The 19,035-nt window shown below is 70.4% G+C and carries 17 protein-coding genes and 1 pseudogene; 15 read left to right on the plus strand and 3 right to left on the minus strand.

Features of this window, described 5'->3' with window-relative positions; all coding sequences use genetic code 11:
- Window positions 1–49 precede the first annotated feature (49 nt).
- From K2L43_RS00980 to K2L43_RS00990, 3 genes are read left to right on the plus strand one after another with little or no spacing between them, the layout of a single operon-like run.
- A complete protein-coding gene (locus tag K2L43_RS00980) occupies window positions 50–1,957 on the plus strand; it encodes an ABC transporter permease (RefSeq protein ID WP_220638318.1) in 1,908 nt (635 codons plus the stop codon).
- On the plus strand, window positions 1,954–2,712 hold the full coding sequence (locus K2L43_RS00985) for an ABC transporter ATP-binding protein (protein ID WP_220638319.1): 759 nt from the start codon (window positions 1,954–1,956) through the stop codon (window positions 2,710–2,712). Before K2L43_RS00980 ends, K2L43_RS00985 begins: the two co-directional genes overlap by 4 nt.
- The gene (locus tag K2L43_RS00990; RefSeq protein ID WP_220638320.1) at window positions 2,709–3,488 is read left to right on the plus strand and encodes an ABC transporter ATP-binding protein; all 780 of its coding nucleotides are present in this window, start codon (window positions 2,709–2,711) and stop codon (window positions 3,486–3,488) included. Before K2L43_RS00985 ends, K2L43_RS00990 begins: the two co-directional genes overlap by 4 nt.
- Before the next feature lie 30 nt (window positions 3,489–3,518).
- Here K2L43_RS00990 and K2L43_RS00995 read toward each other — a convergent pair whose 3' ends face one another.
- A complete protein-coding gene (locus K2L43_RS00995; RefSeq protein WP_220638321.1) occupies window positions 3,519–4,436 on the minus strand; it encodes a LysR family transcriptional regulator in 918 nt (305 codons plus the stop codon).
- A 108-nt stretch (window positions 4,437–4,544) separates the two neighbouring features.
- Here K2L43_RS00995 and K2L43_RS01000 point away from each other — a divergent pair, with 108 nt between their 5' ends.
- Window positions 4,545–5,354 (plus strand): SDR family NAD(P)-dependent oxidoreductase, encoded by an 810-nt coding sequence (locus K2L43_RS01000; protein ID WP_220638322.1) that lies wholly within the window; start codon window positions 4,545–4,547, stop codon window positions 5,352–5,354.
- Window positions 5,355–5,483: 129 nt separating this feature from the next.
- On the opposite strand, the pseudogene K2L43_RS01005 reads toward K2L43_RS01000, so the two are convergent.
- Together K2L43_RS01005 and K2L43_RS01010 are read right to left on the minus strand one after the other, a co-directional pair.
- A pseudogene (locus K2L43_RS01005) lies at window positions 5,484–7,221 on the minus strand (methyl-accepting chemotaxis protein).
- Window positions 7,222–7,266: 45 nt separating this feature from the next.
- Complete coding sequence (locus K2L43_RS01010; RefSeq protein ID WP_012655283.1) at window positions 7,267–8,805, minus strand: YifB family Mg chelatase-like AAA ATPase; 1,539 nt, start codon at window positions 8,803–8,805, stop codon at window positions 7,267–7,269.
- 218 nt (window positions 8,806–9,023) lie between these two features.
- Here K2L43_RS01010 and K2L43_RS01015 point away from each other — a divergent pair, with 218 nt between their 5' ends.
- The 11 genes from K2L43_RS01015 to K2L43_RS01065 all read left to right on the plus strand — a co-directional run bounded on the left by K2L43_RS01015 (window position 9,024) and on the right by K2L43_RS01065 (window position 19,012).
- Entirely contained in the window at window positions 9,024–9,755 is a 732-nt protein-coding gene (locus tag K2L43_RS01015) for a TorF family putative porin (protein ID WP_220638323.1), read from the plus strand.
- Window positions 9,756–9,775: 20 nt separating this feature from the next.
- The gene (gene glnK / locus K2L43_RS01020; RefSeq protein WP_011803632.1) at window positions 9,776–10,114 is read left to right on the plus strand and encodes a P-II family nitrogen regulator; all 339 of its coding nucleotides are present in this window, start codon (window positions 9,776–9,778) and stop codon (window positions 10,112–10,114) included.
- Between the two features lie 46 nt (window positions 10,115–10,160).
- On the plus strand, window positions 10,161–11,588 hold the full coding sequence (locus K2L43_RS01025) for an ammonium transporter (RefSeq protein ID WP_220638324.1): 1,428 nt from the start codon (window positions 10,161–10,163) through the stop codon (window positions 11,586–11,588).
- A gap of 139 nt (window positions 11,589–11,727) precedes the next feature.
- A complete protein-coding gene (locus tag K2L43_RS01030) occupies window positions 11,728–12,678 on the plus strand; it encodes an SMP-30/gluconolactonase/LRE family protein (RefSeq protein WP_220638325.1) in 951 nt (316 codons plus the stop codon).
- Between the two features lie 103 nt (window positions 12,679–12,781).
- On the plus strand, window positions 12,782–13,891 hold the full coding sequence (glcE, locus tag K2L43_RS01035) for a glycolate oxidase subunit GlcE (protein ID WP_220638326.1): 1,110 nt from the start codon (window positions 12,782–12,784) through the stop codon (window positions 13,889–13,891).
- 270 nt (window positions 13,892–14,161) lie between these two features.
- A complete protein-coding gene (locus K2L43_RS01040; RefSeq protein ID WP_088887897.1) occupies window positions 14,162–14,959 on the plus strand; it encodes a YoaK family protein in 798 nt (265 codons plus the stop codon).
- A 25-nt stretch (window positions 14,960–14,984) separates the two neighbouring features.
- Entirely contained in the window at window positions 14,985–16,223 is a 1,239-nt protein-coding gene (glcF, locus tag K2L43_RS01045) for a glycolate oxidase subunit GlcF (RefSeq protein ID WP_196994602.1), read from the plus strand.
- Between the two features lie 61 nt (window positions 16,224–16,284).
- The gene (locus K2L43_RS01050; RefSeq protein WP_220638327.1) at window positions 16,285–17,154 is read left to right on the plus strand and encodes a ProQ/FINO family protein; all 870 of its coding nucleotides are present in this window, start codon (window positions 16,285–16,287) and stop codon (window positions 17,152–17,154) included.
- A 99-nt stretch (window positions 17,155–17,253) separates the two neighbouring features.
- Window positions 17,254–17,643, plus strand: coding sequence for a VOC family protein (locus tag K2L43_RS01055; protein ID WP_041835845.1), 390 nt, complete (start codon window positions 17,254–17,256; stop codon window positions 17,641–17,643).
- Between the two features lie 92 nt (window positions 17,644–17,735).
- Complete coding sequence (locus K2L43_RS01060; protein ID WP_012655292.1) at window positions 17,736–18,206, plus strand: GyrI-like domain-containing protein; 471 nt, start codon at window positions 17,736–17,738, stop codon at window positions 18,204–18,206.
- Window positions 18,207–18,283: 77 nt separating this feature from the next.
- Entirely contained in the window at window positions 18,284–19,012 is a 729-nt protein-coding gene (locus K2L43_RS01065) for a YafY family protein (RefSeq protein WP_220638328.1), read from the plus strand.
- Window positions 19,013–19,035 lie beyond the last annotated feature (23 nt).

The following is a 19,035-nucleotide window of genomic DNA, read 5'->3' on the forward strand; positions in this document are numbered from 1 at the left end:
CTTCAACCGCGCGGGCTGCGGTGGCCCTGTGCGGCATTGGACGACTGACATGGATGTTTCGGGGCTGCTGGCCCAACTGCTCAATGGCCTGGCGGGCGCTTCCACGTTGTTCCTCGTGGCGGCGGGGCTGTCGCTGATCTTTGGGGTGATGCGCATCGTCAACTTCGCGCACGGCTCGTTCTACATGCTGGGCCTGTACCTGGCCTATGCCCTGGTGGAGCGTCTGGGCGAGGCCCTCGGCTTCTGGCCTGCGCTGCTGTTGGCTCCGCTGGCCGTGGGCCTGCTGGGCGCGGCGGTGGAGGTGCTGCTGCTGCGCCGCATCTACCGTGCCCCCGAACTGTTGCAGCTGCTGGCCACCTTCGCCTTGGTGCTGGTGATCAAGGACGCGGCGCTATGGCTCTGGGGGCCGGAGGAGCTGTTCGGCCCGCGCGCGCCGGGCCTGGAGGGCGCGGTGGACCTGCTGGGCCGGCGCTTTCCGGCCTACGACCTGTTCCTCATCGCCGTGGGGCCGCTGGTGCTGGTGCTGCTCACGCTGCTGCTCACGCGCACGCGCTGGGGCACGCTGGTGCGCGCCGCCACGCAGGACCGTGAGATGGTCGGTGCGCTGGGCGTGAACCAGGCCTGGCTGTTCACCAGCGTGTTCGCGCTGGGGGCCCTGCTGGCAGGCCTGGGCGGCGCGCTGCAGCTGCCGCGCGAGCCTGCCAGTCTGGAACTGGACATGCTCACCATCGGCGCCGCCTTCGTGGTGGTGGTGGTGGGCGGCATGGGCTCGCTGCCCGGCGCCTTCGTGGCGGCGCTGGTGATTGCCGAGCTCAAGGCCGTGTGCATCTGGCTGGGCGTGGTCGAGGTCGCGGGGGTGGAGGTGGCCTTTCCCCAGCTCACGCTCGTGGTGGAATTCCTGGTGATGGCGGCCGTGCTCATCTGGCGGCCCTGGGGCCTCCTGGGCCGCCCGCAGGCCGTGGCGCGTGGCGTGGGCGCGCCCGAGGCGCCGCTGCGCCAGGCGGGGCAGGGTGCCACGGCCGCCTGGTGCGCGTTGGTGCTGGCCCTGGCGCTGCTGCCGCTGGCGGTGGAGCCGGGCAGCTACGCCACCGTGCTGTTGACCGACATCGCGATTGCCGCGCTGTTCGCCGCCAGCCTGCATTGCATCCTGGGGCCGGGCGGGCTGCATTCGTTTGGCCATGCGGCGTACTTCGGCCTGGGCGCCTACGGCGCGGCGCTGCTGGTGCGCTGGCTGGACTGGCCCATGGGCACGGCGCTGCTGCTGGGGCCGCTGGTGGCGGCTGCTGGTGCGCTGGTGTACGGCTGGTTCTGCGTGCGCCTGTCGGGCGTGTCGCTCACCATGCTGACGCTGGCGTTCGCACAGATCACCTGGGCCATCGCCTACCAGTGGGACGGGTTCACCGGCGGCAGCAACGGCATCACCGGCGTGTGGCCGCCGCAGTGGGCCGCGCAGGGCGCGGGCTTCTATTGGTTGGTGCTGGCGCTGGCCGTGGCGGGCATCTACCTGCTGCGGCGCATGCTGTTTGCGCCGTTGGGCTGGGCGCTGCGCGCGGCGCGCGACTCGGCGCTGCGGGCCGACGCCATTGGCATCGACGTGCGCGGCGTGCAGTGGGCCGCCTTCGTGGCGGCGGGGCTGCTGGCCGGTCTGGCGGGGGCGCTGTACGTGTTTTCCAAAGGCAGCGTGGCGCCCGATGCGCTGGGCGTGTCGCGCTCGGTGGACGGGCTGGTGATGGTGCTGCTGGGCGGCATGCAGCAGCTGGCCGGGCCGGTGGTGGGCGCGGGCGTGTTCACCTGGCTGCACGACACCGTGGCGCGCAGTACTGACTACTGGCGCGCGCTGCTGGGCGGCATCATGCTGCTGCTGGTGCTGCTGTTTCCTCAAGGAATTTCGGGGTTTGCGCAGATGTGGCAAGCGCGAGCAGCTATCAAAAACAAAGCGCAGGAGGGCGCGCCATGAGCCTGCTGCAGGTCCAGGGGCTGCGCAAGTCCTTCGGCGGCGTGCAGGCCGTGCAGGGCGTGTCGTTCGCACTGCAGGCCGGCGAGCTGCTGGCGCTGATCGGCCCCAACGGCGCGGGCAAGAGCACCACCTTCAACCTGGTGGGCGGGCAGCTCCTGCCCGATGCGGGGCGCGTGCTGCTGCAGGGGCAGGACATCACCGGCCTGGCGCCACGCGCGGTCTGGCGGCGCGGCGTGGGCCGCACCTTCCAGATCGCGCAGACCTTCGCCAGCTTTACCGTGCTGCAGAACGTGCAGATGGCGCTGCTGTCGCACGACCGGCAGGCCTGGCGCTGGTGGCGCCGTGCCGACGCGCACCGTCCGCACGATGCCCTGGCGCTGCTGGAGCAGGTGGGCATGGCTGCCCAGGCGCAGCGCCCGTGCAGCGCGCTGGCCTACGGCGACGTCAAGCGCGTGGAGCTGGCCATGGCGCTGGCGCACGCCCCGGCGCTGCTGCTGATGGACGAGCCCACCGCCGGCATGGCACCGGCCGAGCGCCTGGCGCTCATGCAGCTGGTGCAGCGCATCGCGCGCGAGCGGCACATGGGCGTGCTGTTCACCGAGCACAGCATGGACGTGGTCTTCGGCCTGGCCGACCGCGTGGCCGTGCTGGTGCGCGGCCAGCTGCTGGCCGAAGGCACGCCGCAGCAGATCCAGGACGACGCGCGGGTGCAGGCCGCCTACCTGGGCACGGGGCTGGCGCTGGAGTCGGCATGAATAATCAAAACGATAGCGCCTCGCGGTTGACAGACAAGGCTTTGGCAGCAAAAACACCCTTGCTGGAGGTGACGGACCTGCACGCCTGGTACGGCGCGGCCCACATCCTGCACGGCGTATCGCTGAGCGTGGGGCCCGGCGAGGTGGTGGCCCTGATGGGGCGCAACGGCGCGGGCAAGTCCACCACGCTCAAGGGCATTGCCGGCCTGCTGGAGCGGCGCAGCGGGCGCATCGAATTCCTGGGCCAGCGCATCGACCGCCAGCCGCCGCACGCCATCGCGCGGCGCGGCCTGGGCTACGTGCCCGAAGACCGGCGCATCTTCACCGACCTCACGGTACTGGAGAACCTGGAAGTGGGCCGTCAGAAGCCGCGCCACTGGCCGGACGGCACGCCCGCGCCGCTGTGGACGCCCGAGCGGCTGTTCACGCTGTTCCCCAACCTGGGCGAAATGCCCGACCGCCCCGGCGGGCGCATGAGCGGCGGAGAGCAGCAGATGCTGACCGTGGCGCGCACCCTCATGGGCCAGCCGCTGCTGGTGCTGCTGGACGAGCCCTCGGAGGGCGTGGCGCCGGTCATCGTGCAGCAGATGGCGCGCACCATCCGCGCGCTGAAGGCGCAGGGCATCGGCATCCTGCTGAGCGAACAGAACCTGCCCTTCGCCGTGGCCGTGGCCGACCGCGCCTGCGTGCTGGAGCAGGGCCGCATCGTGTACAGCGCCGGGATGGCGCAGCTCGCAGGCGACGCCGCGGCGCGGCGGCAGTACCTGGGCGTCTAGCGGCCCAGGGACACGTGGGGGCCAGGCCGCTCAGGCGGCGGCCACCTGCGCCAGATGCTCCGCCACCACCTGCGCCAGCCAGTCCATCACCGTGCGCACGCGCCGCGGCAGGTTGCGGCGGTTGGCGTACATCAGCGTGAGCGGCATCGGCGGGGCGGCCAGTTGCGGCAGCACTTCGACCAGATCGCCGCGCGCCAGCAGGTCCACCACGCCCAGGTGCGGCACCTGGATCAGGCCCAGCCCCGCCAGGCAGCCGGCCATGTAGGCCTCGGCATTGTTCACCGTGAGGGCGCCCTGCATGGGGGTGAGCACGGGTGCGCCATCCACCACGGCCTCGAAGCCTGCAGAGCGGGCGCCCAGCGTGTTCACGAAATGCACCAGCCGGTGGCCCGGCAGGTCGGCGAGCGAGCGTGGCGTGCCATGCGCGCGCAGATAGGCCGGGCTGGCGCAGTTGACCAGCCGCGCCAGCCCCAGCGGGCGCGCGACCAGGCTGCTGTCCACCACGGCGCCCGTGCGCAGCACGCAGTCGAAGCCCTCGCGCACCACGTCCACGCGGCGCTCGGTGCTGCTCAGCTCCACCTCCAGACCGGGGTGGCGCGCCAGCAGTTCGGGCAGGCGGGGCACCACCACGTTGCGCGCCATGCCGGTGGACATGTCGATGCGCACGCGTCCTTTCAGGCCGGCGCCGTCGGGGTGCTGGAACATGGACTGCAGCTCGTCCACGTCGGCCAGCAGATCCTTGCACCGCTCGTAATAGGCCTGCCCGTCCTGCGTGAGCTGGACGCGCCGGGTGGTGCGGTGCAGCAGGCGCGTGCCAAGCTGGGTTTCGAGCTGCTGCACGGCGGTGGAGGCGCTGGCCTTGGGAATGCCCAGCGCTTCGGCGGCCTGCGTGAAGCTGGCCAGCTCGGCCACGCGGACGAAGATGTGCATGCGGTCAAACGGGCTCATTGTTCGTATCCAAAGAACGATGCGATCAATTTTCAGTGATTTATGGATGCAGCGCGGATCAATAGAGTCCGTTCACTGCTTCTCACTCCTCACTGAAAGGTCCCCGCCATGACCCACGCCGCATCTTCTTCCTCCTCTACGGCCACCGCCGGCATGGCCGCCCGCCCGGCCATCGCCCTCATCACCGGCGGCAGCCGGGGACTGGGCCGCAATGCCGCGTTGCACGTGGCGCGGTCCGGCACCGATGTGATCCTGACCTACCGCAACCAGGCCGCCGAGGCGCAGGCCGTCGTCGCCGAGATCGAGGCCCTCGGCCGCCGCGCCGTGGCGCTGCCCCTGGACGTGGCGGCCAGCGCCACCTTCACCGCTTTCGCAGGCCAGGTGCGCGACGTGCTGGCGCGGCACTGGCAGCGCGAGCGTTTCGACTTCCTCGTGAACAACGCCGGCGTGGGCGTGTATGCCAGCTTCATGGAGACCACCGAGGCGCAGTTCGACGACATGGTCAACATCCACCTCAAGGGCGTGTTTTTCCTCACACAGAAGCTGCTGCCGCTGATGAACGACGGCGGGCGCATCCTGAACGTGTCGTCGGGCCTGGCGCGATTCGCGCTACCGGGCTACGCGGCCTATGCGGCGATGAAGGGCGGGGTAGAGGTGCTGACGCGCTACCTGGCCAAGGAACTGGGCGCGCGCGGCATTGCCGTGAACGTGGTGGCGCCTGGCGCGATCGAGACGGATTTCGGCGGCGGCGCCGTGCGCGACAACGCGCAGCTCAACGCCTTCATCGCCGGCCAGACCGCGCTGGGCCGCGTGGGCCTGCCGGACGACATCGGTGGCGTGATCGCAGCGCTGCTGCAGCCGGGCACGGGCTGGGTGAACGCGCAGCGCATCGAGGCATCGGGCGGCATGTTCGTTTGACGCCCGGCAGCGGGGCTGCGCCTGGTTGCTTTACTGCATTTTTGGGCTGTAGCGCTTGTTACATCAGCGCTAACAGCTATAAATAACGTAGTAAAACGGGGCGGGTGAGGCATCCCCGCCCGGGGGCGCTCAGAAGGCTTCCCAATCGTCGTCGCTGTGGCGCGCGGCGGCCGGGGCCGCCTTGGCCGCTGCAGCTGCCGGCGGGCGGGCGGGCGGGCGCCGCCAGCGTGCGCGCTGCTGCGGGGGGCTTGGTCGTTGTGGTCGTTGTGGCCGGTGCGGGCCGGCGGAGGGGGGCGGGCGCTGCCGTTGCCGTCTGGGCGGCCTGCAGGCCTTCCACGCGGAACACGCTCACTGCCTGCGCCAACTGGCCAGCCTGGGCCTTGAGCGAGCCCGTGGCGGCGGTGGCTTCCTCCACCAGTGCGGCGTTCTGCTGCGTGACCTGGTCCATCTGCGTGATGGCCTGGTGCACCTGCTCGATGCCCGCGCTCTGCTCTTGGCTGGCGGCGGTGATCTCGGCCACCAGGTCGCTCACGCGCTGCACGCTCTGCACGATGGCGTCCATGGTGCGGCCGGCTTCCTCGACCTGGTGGGAGCCTTCCTCCACCTTGGCGACCGAGTCGCCGATCAGGCCCTTGATGTCCTTGGCGGCAGCCGCGCTGCGCTGTGCCAGTGCGCGCACCTCGCCGGCCACCACGGCAAAGCCGCGGCCCTGCTCGCCGGCGCGCGCGGCCTCCACCGCGGCGTTCAGCGCCAGGATGTTGGTCTGGAAGGCGATCGAGTCGATCACGCCGATGATGTCGCTGATCTTGCGGCTGCTGGCGTTGATGGCGCCCATGGTCTGCACCACGCCAGCCACCACCTGGCCGCCCTGCGTGGCCGTCTGCGCGGCGGAGGAGGCCAACTGGTTGGCTTGGCGCGCGTTGTCGGCGTTCTGGCGCACGGTGCTGGTCAGCTGCTCCATCGAGGCGGCGGTTTCCTGCAGCGAGCTGGCCTGCTCCTCGGTGCGCGAGGACAGGTCCTGGTTGCCTGCGTCGAGCTGGCTGGACGCCGTGGCGATGCCGTCGGTGCCCGAGCGCACGCGCGCCACCACCTGCGACAGGCTGGCGTTCATCTCCTGCAGCGCCTGCAGCAGCTGGCCGGTCTCGTCGCGCGAGTCGACCTGCACGCGGCTGGTGAGGTCGTTGGCCGCCACGGCGCGGGCCACCTGCACGGCCTGCGCCAGCGGCCGCGTGATGCCGCGTGTGAGCCACCATGCGCACAGGGCGCCTGCGCCCAGGCCGAGCACGCCCAGCACGATCAGCCACAGCCGGCTTTGCCCATAGGTGACATTGATCCCCTGCGCCGTGGCGTCGATGCGGGCGCGTTGCATGTCCAGCAGGCGCTGGATCAGCGCCACGTACTGGTCGGTGGCGGGCAGGTACACCTGGGTGAGCAGGCGTTCGGCCTCCTCCAGCTGGCCCTCGGCCTTGGCCTTCACGGCCTGGTCGCGCGAGGACAGGTAGGTCACGCGCGCCTTCTGGATGTCGGCCCACAGGGCCTTTTCCTCGTCGCTGGTGAGCAGTGTTTCGATACGCTTTTGCAGCTCGGCCGATTCGCGCGTGGAGGTGGCGGTGTCCGCCGCGAAGAACTGGCCGAGCGAGGGGTCCGTGCTCTTGACGATGGCCGAGGTGCGCCGCGCCGCGCTGTACACGTAGCGGTACCAGTCGCTGATCATGCGCTCTACCGCCAAGGGTTGCTGCGTCATCTCGTTGGTGGCTTGCGCCACGGTCTGCAGGCGCCATACGCCAAAGGCCGTCATCAGGGCCATCAGCAGCAGGACAAGGGCGAAGCCGCCTCCTAGGCGGGTGCCGATGCTGAGGTTTTTCATAGGATCTTCAGGAGGATTCAAACAAGGAAGGGCAGCGGTGGCGCGTCACGCCGGTGCGCGCAGGGCGCGCCGGTATTGCACGGCTTCGGCCACATGGGCGGCGCCCACGGTCTCGCAACCCGATAGATCGGCAATAGTACGTGCAACCTTGAGGGCCCGGTGCGTGCTGCGCGCCGACCACGCCAGGCGCGCCGCCGCGGCCTGCAGGAACCGCGCGGCCGGCGCGTCCAGCGCCGCCATCTGTTCCAGCTCCTGACCCTGCAATGCCTGGTTGGCCTTGCCCTGGCGCTGGAGCGCTCGTTCGTGCGCGCGGGCCACGCGTTCGCGCACGGCGCCGCTGGGTTCGCCGGGCGGGGCGCCCAGCAGTTCCTCGGGCGGCAGCGCGGGCACCTCCACATGCAGGTCGATGCGGTCCAGCAGCGGGCCGCTGAGCTTGCCCTGGTAGCGCGCGATCTGGTCGGGTGTGCAGCGGCAGGCGCGCTGGTGCGAGCCCGCAAAACCACAGGGGCAGGGGTTCATGGCCGCCACGAGCTGAAAGCGCGCCGGGAACTCGGCGCGCTGCGCCGCCCGGGCAATGGTGATGCGCCCGCTCTCCAGCGGCTCGCGCAGCGCCTCCAGGGCGCTGCGGGCGAATTCGGGGAATTCATCGAGGAACAGCACGCCTTCGTGCGCGAGCGAGATCTCGCCCGGGCGCGGCGGCGAGCCCCCGCCCACCAGTGCGATCGCGCTGCAGCTGTGGTGCGGGCTGGCTGTGGTGCGCTGCATCCACTGCGCGGGGCTGAAGCGCCCGGCCAGGCTGGCAATGGCCGCGCTCTCCAGCGCTTGCTCCACCCCCATCGGGGGCAGCAGCCCGGCAAAACGCTGGGCCAGCATGGATTTGCCCGAGCCCGGGGGCCCCACGAGCAGCAGCCCGTGCCCGCCTGCGGCAGCGATCTCCAGTGCGCGCTTGGCCGCGGCCTGCCCCTTCACGTCGGCCAGGTCCGGGCCATCGGTGGCCGGGGCCGGCGGCGCGGGTTGCAGCCGCTGCCAACCGCCGTCGTCCGCGCCATCATCGTTCGGCGGGGGCACGGGCACGAACTGGCGTACCACGTCCAACAGGTGGTGCGCGCGGTAGATCTCGGTGCCCGGCACCAGCGCAGCTTCTTCGGCGCTGCCGGGGGGAAGCACCGTGCGTACGGGCTGCGCCAGCGCGCGCAGCGCCAAGCTGGTCGCCAGGGCGCCGCGCACCGGGCGCAGCAGGCCCGACAGCGATAGCTCGCCGGCGAACTCCCAGCCGTCCAACCGGGCCGCGTCGATCTGCCCGCTCGCGGCCAGGATGCCCAGCGCGATCGGCAGGTCGAAGCGGCCGGAGTCTTTGGGCAGATCGGCCGGCGCCAGGTTCACGGTGATCTTCTTGTTGGCCGGGAATTCCAGCCCGGCGTTCTGCAGCGCGGAGCGCACGCGCTCGCGCGCCTCCTTGACCTCGACATCGGCCAGGCCCACCAGCGCGAAGCTGGGCAACCCGTTGGCCAGGTGTACTTCCACCGTAACGGCGGGCGCGTGCAGGCCCAGCAGGGCGCGGCTTTGCACCAAAGCAAGACTCATCGCAACGGATCTCCCCAGGCATGTGCGTGCAACCATGGCGACGGGATGCGCAAGAGGGCAGCCCTGCACCAGGCTGGTGCGAAATGCGCCGGGCTGCAACCCCTGTGACTGCACGTATGTCTCAGGATGGTACCCGGCAGGCCGTCGCGGGGCGGATTTCGGGGTGGCACGGTCCATGCATTGAGGGGTGTCAACCGTCGCCCAACACTGGAGGAACCATGCACCGCTTTTCCCTCAAGACCCTGACCCTCGCTTTTGCGGCCGTCGCCGTACCGGGCCTTGCCAGCGCCCAGCTCACTGCCAATGTGTCGCTGACCAGCAACTACAAGTTCCGCGGCCAGGACCAGGACGTGAACCGCATCAAGGCCGTGAACCCGGCCATCCAGGGCGGGTTCGACTACAGCTTTGGCGACAGTGGCTTCTACGTGGGCAACTGGAACTCCAGCGTGGACTGGCTGTCCGGCAACTCCATCGAGGCCGACTTCTACGGTGGCTACAAATTCAAGGCCGGCGAGGTGGACCTGGATGTGGGCGCGCTCACGTATGTGTACCCAGGCAACACCAACGGCAACACCACCGAGCTGTACGGCGCGGCCACGTACGGCCCGTTCACGGCCAAGTACTCGCACACCGTGTCCAAGGATTACTTCGGCTGGGCGGGCGCCAAGACCTCCAGCAACCGTGGGCGCAACACGGGCTACCTGAACCTGGCGTTTGCGCAGGAGGTTGCGCCCAGCGTCACGCTGAAGGCGTCCGTGGGCTACACGCGCTTTGCCAGCGACATCAAGGATCTGGGCGTGCCCAATTACGTGGACTACAGCGTGGGCGGCGCCTACGACTTCGGCGCCGGCCTGTCGTTGTCCGCGGCGGTTGCCGGAGCCAACAAGAAGGGCTTCTTCGGCGATGCCAACAAGGCCCGCCTGATCGTCTCCCTCACCAAGACCCTTTAACTCTCGACAAGGAACCGATCATGAAAATGGTCACCGCCATCATCAAACCCTTCAAGCTCGACGAGGTGCGCGAGTCCCTGTCGGACATCGGCGTACAGGGCATCACCGTGACCGAGGTGAAGGGCTTCGGCCGCCAGAAGGGCCATACCGAGCTGTACCGCGGCGCCGAGTACGTCGTGGACTTCCTGCCCAAGGTGAAGATCGAGGCCGCCGTGGCCGACGAGCTGGTGGAACGCGTCATCGAGGCCATCGAAGGCGCGGCCCGCACCGGCAAGATCGGCGACGGCAAGATCTTCGTGGCGCACCTGGAGCAGGTGGTGCGCATCCGCACCGGCGAGACCGGCCAGGAAGCCCTGTGAGCGCGCGCCGCACAGGCATTCGTCCCTCCCGACCCAGAGATCTGCCATGAAAAAACTATTTGCTTCCCTACTGATCGGTGCAAGCCTGCTGGCCGGTGGCGCCGGCGCGCTGGCCCAGACACCCGACGCGGCCGCGGCGGCTTCGGAGCCCGTGGCCGTCGCCCCCGCGCCTGCGCCCGCTGCCGAGCCCGTCGCAGCACCTGCTGCGGCACCCGCACCCGCACCCGCGGCAGAGGCGCCCGCCGCGCCCAAGGTGGACTCGGGCGACACCGCCTGGATGCTGACCTCCACGCTGCTCGTGATCCTGATGATCATCCCGGGCCTGGCCCTGTTCTACGGGGGGCTGGGCCGCACCAAGAACATGCTGTCCGTGCTGATGCAGGTGTTCGTGATCTTTGCCCTGGTGTCGCTGCTGTGGTCCATCTATGGCTACAGCCTCGCGTTCTCCGGCGAGGGCCAATTCGTGGGCGACCTGTCCAAGCTTTTCCTGAAGGGCGTGAGCCAGGAAACCTTTGGTGCGCTGGCGACCATTCCCGAATACGTGTTCATCGCCTTCCAGGGCACGTTCGCGGCCATCACCGTGGCGCTGATCGTGGGCTCCTTTGCGGAACGCATGCGTTTTGCGGCCGTGCTCATCTTCGCGCTGCTGTGGTTCACCTTCAGCTACGTGCCCATGGCCCACATCGTGTGGGGTGGCGGCCTGCTGGCGGCCGACGGCGCGCTCGATTTTGCGGGCGGCACCGTGGTGCACATCAATGCCGGTATCGCGGGCCTGGTGGGTGCCTACATGGTGGGCAAGCGCATCGGCTTCGGCAAAGAGGCCTTCACCCCGCACAGCCTGACGCTGACCATGGTGGGCGCCTCGCTGCTGTGGGTGGGCTGGTTCGGCTTCAACGCCGGCTCTGCCGGTGCCGCCAACGCTGCTGCCGGTCTGGCCTTCGTGAACACCGTGCTGGCCACCTCGGCCGCCACGCTGTCGTGGATTGCCGGCGAAGCGCTGCACAAGGGCAAGGCTTCCATGCTGGGCGCGGCCTCGGGCGCCGTGGCCGGCCTGGTGGCGGTCACGCCCGCCGCGGGCTTCGTGGGTCCCATGGGCTCCATCGCGATCGGCCTGATCGCCGGCCTGGTCTGCCTGTGGGGCGTGGGCGGCCTGAAGAAGATGCTGAACGTGGACGACGCCTTCGACGTGTTCGGCGTGCATGGCGTGGGCGGCATCGTGGGCGCCATCCTCACCGGCGTGTTCGCGGCCCAGGGCCTGGGCGGCACCGGCGGCCTGACGCCCGACACCTTCAGCATGGGCGCGCAGGTGTGGGTGCAGGTCAAGAGCGTGCTGTTCACCATCGTGTGGTCGGGCGTGGTGTCCTTCATCGCCTACAAGGTCGCCGACCTGCTGGTGGGCCTGCGCGTGAGCGAGGAAGCCGAGCGCGAGGGCCTGGACATCACCTCCCACGGCGAGACGGCCTACCACCGCTGAGCGGCGTTGAACGGCGGGCGCCGCGTGGTGGCGCGGCGCCCCCGATGACAAGCGAGCAACTCCCTGTCCCTTTTTTGGGCCCGCCCTTGGCGGGCCTTTTCTTTGGGTGGCGCGCAGGCCCGGGGCCAATAATGCCTGCATGAACACTGCCTGGACGCCCCTGGCCGCCGCGCCCGCGCAACTCGGCGAATCTCCTTTCTGGCACCCCCTGGAGTCCCGTCTGTACTGGGTGGACATCGCTGGCCGCGCGCTGTGGCGCAGCGGCGTGCACGGGAGCGATGCGCAATGCTGGCCCCTGCCGGCCGAGCCCGGCTGCATCGCGCCGGCGCGCCAAGGGGGCACACCCGCAGGCCTGGTGGTGGCGCTGCGCGACCGCATCTGCCACGCGCCGCGCTGGGGCGGGCCGCTCCTCACGCTGGCGCACTTGCCCATCGACCCGGCGACCGAGCGTGCCAACGACGGCAAGTGCGACGCGCTCGGGCGCCTGTGGGTGGGTACGGTGCATGAGCCCGCCCAGGGCCCGCGCCAGCCCGTCGCTGCGCTGTACTGCATCGACCTGCGCGGCGGGGACCAGGACGGCCCCGATGCTCCCACGGTGCGCCGCATGCTGGACGGCGTGGCCACCGCCAACGGCCTGGCCTGGTCGCCGGACGGGCACACGCTGTATTGGAGCGACACGCCCTCGCACACCATCCGCGCGTGGGACTGCAACGCCCAGTTGGAGCCCATCGGGGCGCCGCGTGTGTTGCACCGCTTTGCGACGCGCGATGAGGCAGTCCCCTATGGCGGCCGCCCGGACGGTGCCGCTGTGGATGCCGAAGGCGCCTACTGGTGCGCGCTGTACGAGGGCGCGCGCGTGCTGCGCTTGTCGCCGCGCGGCGAGGTGCTGGCCGAGCTGCCCACGCCGCTGTCCTGCCCCACCATGCCCTGCGTCGGTGGGCCGGACGGGCACACGCTGTTCGTCACCTCTGCACGCAAGGGCCGCAGTGCCGATGAGCTGGCGCGCTGGCCCCAGTCGGGGCGGGTGCTGTCCACCCGCGTGGCCGTGGCGGGGTTGCCCGTGGCCTGGTGCGAGATCGGCCAGCGCTGACCCCTGCGGCGCGCATGGCTGCCGGCGCCATTCACGCCGCGCGTTCAAAAAAATCAAACCTGCGCCACGGCCGCCCGAAAGGGCAGGGCAGTACCATCGCCGGATGGACGCAGCCCTTCGCCAGATCATCGACCGCGTGCGCGACAGCGCAGACCGCCGCAGCGCCGTGCGCATCTGCGGCGGAGGCACCAAAGACTTCCATGGCCCGGGCGCGCCGCAGCATGCCGGCGAGCCGCTGGACATGCGGCCGCTGGCCGGCATCGTGAGCTACGAGCCCAGCGAACTGGTGGTGACCGCGCTGGCCGGCACGCCGCTGGCGGAGTTGGAGGCGCTGCTCGCGCGCCATGGCCAGAGCCTGCCGTTCGAGCCGCCACGCTTTGCCGAAGGCGGCACCGTGGGGGGCATGGTGGCGGCCGGCCTGTCGGGCCCGGCGCGCGCCAGCGTGGGCGCGGTGCGCGACTACGTGCTGGGCGTGGAGATCATCAACGGGCGCGGCGAGCTGCTGCGCTTTGGCGGGCAGGTGATGAAGAACGTGGCGGGCTATGACGTCTCGCGCCTCATGGCCGGGGCCTGGGGGCAGCTCGGCGTGATCACCGAGGTCAGCCTGAAGGTGCTGCCGGTGCCGCCGGCCGAGGCCACGCTGCGCTTTGACTGCGACCAGGCCGAGGCGCTGCGCCGCCTCAACGCCTGGGGCGGCCAGCCGCTGCCGCTCAACGCCAGCTGCTGGGTGGAGGATGCGGGCCGCGGCCAGCTCTACTTGCGCCTGCGTGGCGCGCAGGCGGCGGTGCAGGCCGCCTGCCGCAGCATGGGAGGTGAGTTGCAAGACGCTCCCACCGTGCCTAACGACTGGCAGGCTTGCCGCGACCAGCGCCTGCCCTGGTTCGCCGCGCGCGCGGCGGACCATGCTCTGTGGCGCCTGTCGGTTCCCCAGACCGCGCCCGTGCTGGCATTACCCGCGGGCGTGGCGCCGCCGCTGGTGGAGTGGCACGGCGGTCTGCGCTGGGTGCAGGCGCTGCCGCAGCACGGCGATGCGCTGCACGCACTGGCCGCCGAGGTGGGGGGTAGTGCTTCTCTATTCATAGCTGCTAGCGCAGATGAGATAAGCGCTAGAGCCATTTTTGATGCAAATTCTGCGGCGCTCGCTGCGATCCACCAGCGGCTCAAGCAGGCGTTCGACCCGGCCGGCATCTTCAACCCCGGGCGCCTCGTCTAGGGCCTGTTCACACTATTTTTGCCAGATGCGTTGCGATCAAAAAGGGCCAGGCGCAAGGCGCCAAACGAAGCTGGGGTGCTACCCCAGCGAGGCTTGGCAACGCCGCGAATGGCCCTTTTTGATCGCAACCCGGAGGGAACGGAGTGAAAACCGCGCCACGCGTCGTTGCCCTCCTAGCCAAGGCCCCGGCCTTGGCGTCGTCACGCGCCTAGATTGGCGCGGTTTTCACGCCATTCGCACTGGCAAAAATAGTGTGAACAGGCCCTAGCCATGCGCCTGCTGCGCCACCTGACCGGGCGGCACCGCACCACGGTCACCAACCGCACGCTGGGCCTGCTGCTGGCGTTCAACGCGGGAGCGATCAACGCGGGGGGCTTTCTGGTCGTGCACATGTACACCTCGCACATGACGGGCTTCCTTTCGCTGGTGGCCGACAACCTGGTGCTGGGCAACATGACGCTGGTGCTCAGCGCCATTGGCACGCTGTGGGCGTTCATGTCGGGCGCGGGCTCCACGGCCATCCTCGTCAATTGGGCGCGCCACCAGCACCTGCGCAGCGGCTTTGCGCTGCCGCTCTTGCTGGAGGCGGTGCTGATGCTGCTGTTCGGCCTGATGGGGGCCATCACGCTGGGCTGGCGCACGCCGTTCGCCGTGCCGCTCACGGTGCTGCTGCTGGCCTACATCATGGGGCTGCAGAACGCGGTGGTGACCAAGATGTCCTCGGCCCAGATCCGCACCACGCACATGACGGGCATCGTCACCGACCTCGGCATCGAGATGGGCAAGGCCCTGTACTGGAACCGCAGCGGGACGCCGCGCGAGTCGCAGGTGCATGCCAACAAGACGCGCCTGCGCATGTTCGCCAGCCTGCTGGGCATGTTCACCGCCGGCGGCGTGGTCGGCGCGGCGGGCTTCAAGTACGTGGGCTTCATCTGGGTGGTGCCGCTGGCGTCCATCCTGCTGGCGCTGTCGCTGCCCCCCCTCGCCGCCGACCGCCAGCGCCTGGCCCAGCTGTGGCGCGCGCGCCGCGCTCCCGCACCCGCCGAAGACGCCCCCGCGCGCCGCTAACCCTCCACGATCTCCACGACACACCATGCAGACCCAGCTCGCACCCCAGTACCAGGGCACGCCCGAAGGGCAGGAGGCCGAGGCCATCCTGCGCAAATGCGTGCATTGCGGCTTTTGCACTGCCACCTGCCCCACCTACCAGTTGCTGGGCGATGAGCTGGACGGCCCGCGCGGGCGCATCTACCTCATCAAGCAGGTGCTGGAAGGGGCCGAGCCCACGCGCAAGACGCAGCTGCACCTGGACCGGTGCCTGACCTGCCGCAACTGCGAGAGCACCTGCCCGAGCGGCGTGCAGTACGGGCATCTGGTGGACATCGGCCGGCGCATCGTCGAGGAAAAGGTGCCGCGCCCGCGCGGCGAGGCGGCGGCCCGCTGGATGCTCAAGGAAGGCTTGCCATCGCCGCTCTTTGCCCCGGCAATGAAGGTGGGCCAGGCCGTGCGCGGCCTGCTGCCCGAGCGCCTGCGCGCCAAGGTGCCGCCGCGCCAGGACGCGGGCGCTTGGCCCACGCGCAGCCATGCGCGCAAGGTGCTGCTGCTGGAGGGCTGCGTGCAGCCGTCGATGGCGCCCAACATCAACAGCGCCACGGCACGCGTGCTGGATGCTGCAGGCATACAGACCGTGGTGGCGCGCGAGGCGGGCTGCTGCGGCGCGGTCAAGTTCCACCTGAACGATCAGGAAGGGGGCCTCGCCCAGATGCGCGCCAACATCGACGCCTGGTGGCCCTACGTGGAACGCGGCGAGGTGGAGGCCATCGTCATGAATGCCTCGGGCTGCGGCGTCACCGTGAAGGAATACGGCCACCTGCTGCGCAACGACGCGCAGTACGCCGAGAAGGCGGCGCGGGTGAGCGCCCTCACGCGCGATCTGTCGGAACTGCTGCCCGATCTGGTGGAGCGTCTGCGCGGGCGCATCCAGCCTCCCGCGGCGCCGCTGGCCTACCACCCGCCCTGCACCCTGCAGCACGGGCAGAAGCTGCGCGGCGGCGTGGAGCGGCACCTGGCGGCGCTGGGCTTCGAGCTGCGCGTGGCGCGCACCGAGTCGCACCTGTGCTGCGGCTCGGCCGGCACCTACTCGGTGCTCAACCCGGAACTGTCGTACCAGCTGCGCGACCGCAAGCTGGGCGCGCTGGGCGAGGCCTTCACCGAGCAGCCGCCTGCGGCCATCCTCTCGGCCAACATGGGCTGCATCACCCACCTGCAAAGCGGCACGGGCATTCCCGTGAAGCACTGGGTGGAGGTGCTGGACGCTGCATTGCTGGCATGATGGCGGGTTTTGACCGCCGCGCGGGGCGGGCTTTCGGGGCCCGGCCGCGCGCTTTCGAGCCATGAACGACACCGTGAACGCACCCGCTCCGATCCACGAAGAAGGCGTGCCACCCATCGCCGCTGCGGTCCCCGCGGCCGAAGGCCATGCGACACCGGAGAGCCCCGCGTCGGCCAGCCCGGCACCCGCCGCTGACAGCGGCGCCGCACGCGCGCCCAGGGCCAATCGCCGCGGCGGCCGTGGCCGCGCGGGGGGGCGGCGTGAGCCGGGAGCGCAGGCCGCAGGCGATGCGCCCCAGGCCGGCGCCAAGGGCGGCCCCGCGGCGGGTGCACCCCGCCGTACGCATCCGCTGCTGGAGCAGTTGGCGGGCTGGTATCCGCACTTGTTCGGCGCGCAGTTCCTGCCGCTCAAGCGCGGCATCTTCCAGGACCTGCTGGCCGCGCATGGCGAAGCCATCGACAAGGACGCGCTCAAGCTCGCCCTCTCCATCCACACGCGGTCCACGCGCTATCTGAATGCGGTGGCCCAGGGCATGAAGCGCCACGACCTGCAGGGCCAGCCCGTGGAGGACATGGCGCCCGAGCATGTGCACCACGCGCTGCTGGAGGTGTTCCGCCGGCGCAAGCCGCAGGACGGCGAGGACCTGACGGCCAAGCTGCGCCGGCGCATTGCCCAGGCGTTCGAGGCCAGCGGCCTCACGCGCGAGGCCTATGACGCGCTGGTGCGCGGCCGCGACGAGAAGGCCAACGCCCTGCTCGATGAGGCCTTTGCCGAGGTGGCCGAGCGCGATGCCAAGGCCGAGGCGCTGCTGCGTGCCTTCGAGGCCAGCGGCCAGACCCCCGAGGCCTTTGCCGATATGTACGGCCTGCCCGCTCGGCAGGCGGCGCAGATGCTCGAGCGGGCACGCCAGCGCCGCGCACCGGGAGCCTGAGCGCGGCGCGAGGGGTGGTGACAGGCTGCTGACACGACGCTGTCAGCAGCTTCCCCGCAGCATGGAGGCCTTCGCAACTTGCTTTCAAGGAGCCCCTCCATGACCATCCCCTCATCCAGCCAGGCCATCAACTGGTTCGAGATTCCGTGCGCCGATCTCGGCCGTGCGCAGTCCTTTTACGAGCGCATGCTGGACCGGCCCATGCGCCGCGAAGACTTCGGCGGCGAACCCATGGCCCTGTTCTCCAAGGACGATCCCGCGACGGGCGGCTGCCTGGTGGCGGGCCCGCAGCGCCGCGCGGCGCCTGACGCGGGCGTGCGCATCTACCTGGACTGCGAGCCCAGCGTGGAGGCGGCTTTGGCCCGTGTAGTGCCTGCCGGTGGACAGGTCGTGGATGCCTGCACGCAGCTGCCCCAGGGCATGGGGTACATCGCCCACGTGCGCGATACCGAGGGCAACACCATCGGCCTGCACGCCATGGCGCGCTGAGGCGCCGGCTCGCACACCCTGCTGACACCCCGTTGTCAGCAGGGTGGCGGCAGCATCGGCGCGTTCTTGGATTCCGTTCAGGAGAGATTTCCATGACCCCAATCACCGTCCAGGTGCCGGCGTTCAGCGTGGCGGGCGTTGCCGTGCGCACCTGCAACCGAGACGAGGCCCAGCCCGAACGGGCGCGCATAGGCGCACTGTGGGACCAGTTCTTCACCGAAAGCTGGGCGCGCCAGTTGCCCGGCCCCGGGGCCGACGGGCGCCTCTACGGCGTCTACAGTGCCTATGAGTCCGATCAGCATGGCGCCTTCGACGTGACGGCCGGCGTGTCGGCCGCCGTGCAGGCCGATCCGCCGGTGGGCGCGGCCCGCATCGAGGTGCAGCCGGGCAGCTATCTGGTGTTCCACTGCGAGGGACCCATGCCGCAGATGGTGCTCGACGCCTGGGCCGCCGCGTGGCGCTACTTCGAGGAACATCCCGAGGTGCGGCGCCGCTTCGACACCGACTTCGAATGCTACGAGGGGCCGGAGTGCGTCGCCCTGCACATCGGCGTGCTGCTCTGAGTGCAGGCCCGGGCGCTGTCCTGCCTGGCACCCGGCACCGTACCATGCGGACCATTCCTTCCGTGGCCTGAGATTCCATGCGCCGTGCCGACCGCCTGTTCCAGATCGTCCAGCTCATCCGGGGCCGGCGCCTGTCCACGGCCGCCTTTCTCGCCGGGCGGCTGGAAGTGTCGCTGCGCACCATTTACCGCGACGTGGCCGACCTGCAGCACCAGGGCATACCCATTGAAGGCGAGGCCGGCGTGGGCTACCGCCTGGGCGCGGGATTCGAGCTGCCGCCGCTGATGTTCAGCCAGGGCGAGGCCAACGCCCTCGTGGCCGCCGCGCGGCTTGCGCAGACCTGGGTCGATGGCGGCATGGCGCGCGAGATCGAGGGTGCGCTTGGCAAGATCCTCTCGGTGCTGCCGCCCGCCGCGCGCGCGGGGGCCGAGGCGCAAGCGCTCTACGCGCCGGGCTCGGGGCTGGATACGCGCGCCCAGGCCGCGCTGCAGGCGCTGCGCGAGGCCGTGCAGTCCTGCCACGTGGTGCGGCTTGACTACGCCGACGTGCAGGGCCGGCCCAGCCTGCGGCGCGTGCGGCCGCTGGGCTGCTTCTACTGGGGCAAGGTGTGGACGCTGTCGGCCTGGTGCGAACTGCGCGATGACTTCCGGGGCTTTCGCATCGACCGCATCGCGGCCTTCGAGGTGCTGGACGAGCGCTTCCGCCAGGAGCCCGGCAAGACCCAGGCCGACCTGCTGCGCCAGGTCGAGGCCCGGATGTGTGACTGCCCGGCCGAGGGGCTGGACGGCGCCGCGTTCTCCTCCTGACCTTTTTTGCTCCTCCGCTGCGG

Origin of the sequence: Diaphorobacter sp. MNS-0 (genome assembly GCF_019602835.1) — a bacterium.
Classification (GTDB): domain Bacteria; phylum Pseudomonadota; class Gammaproteobacteria; order Burkholderiales; family Burkholderiaceae_C; genus Diaphorobacter; species Diaphorobacter nitroreducens.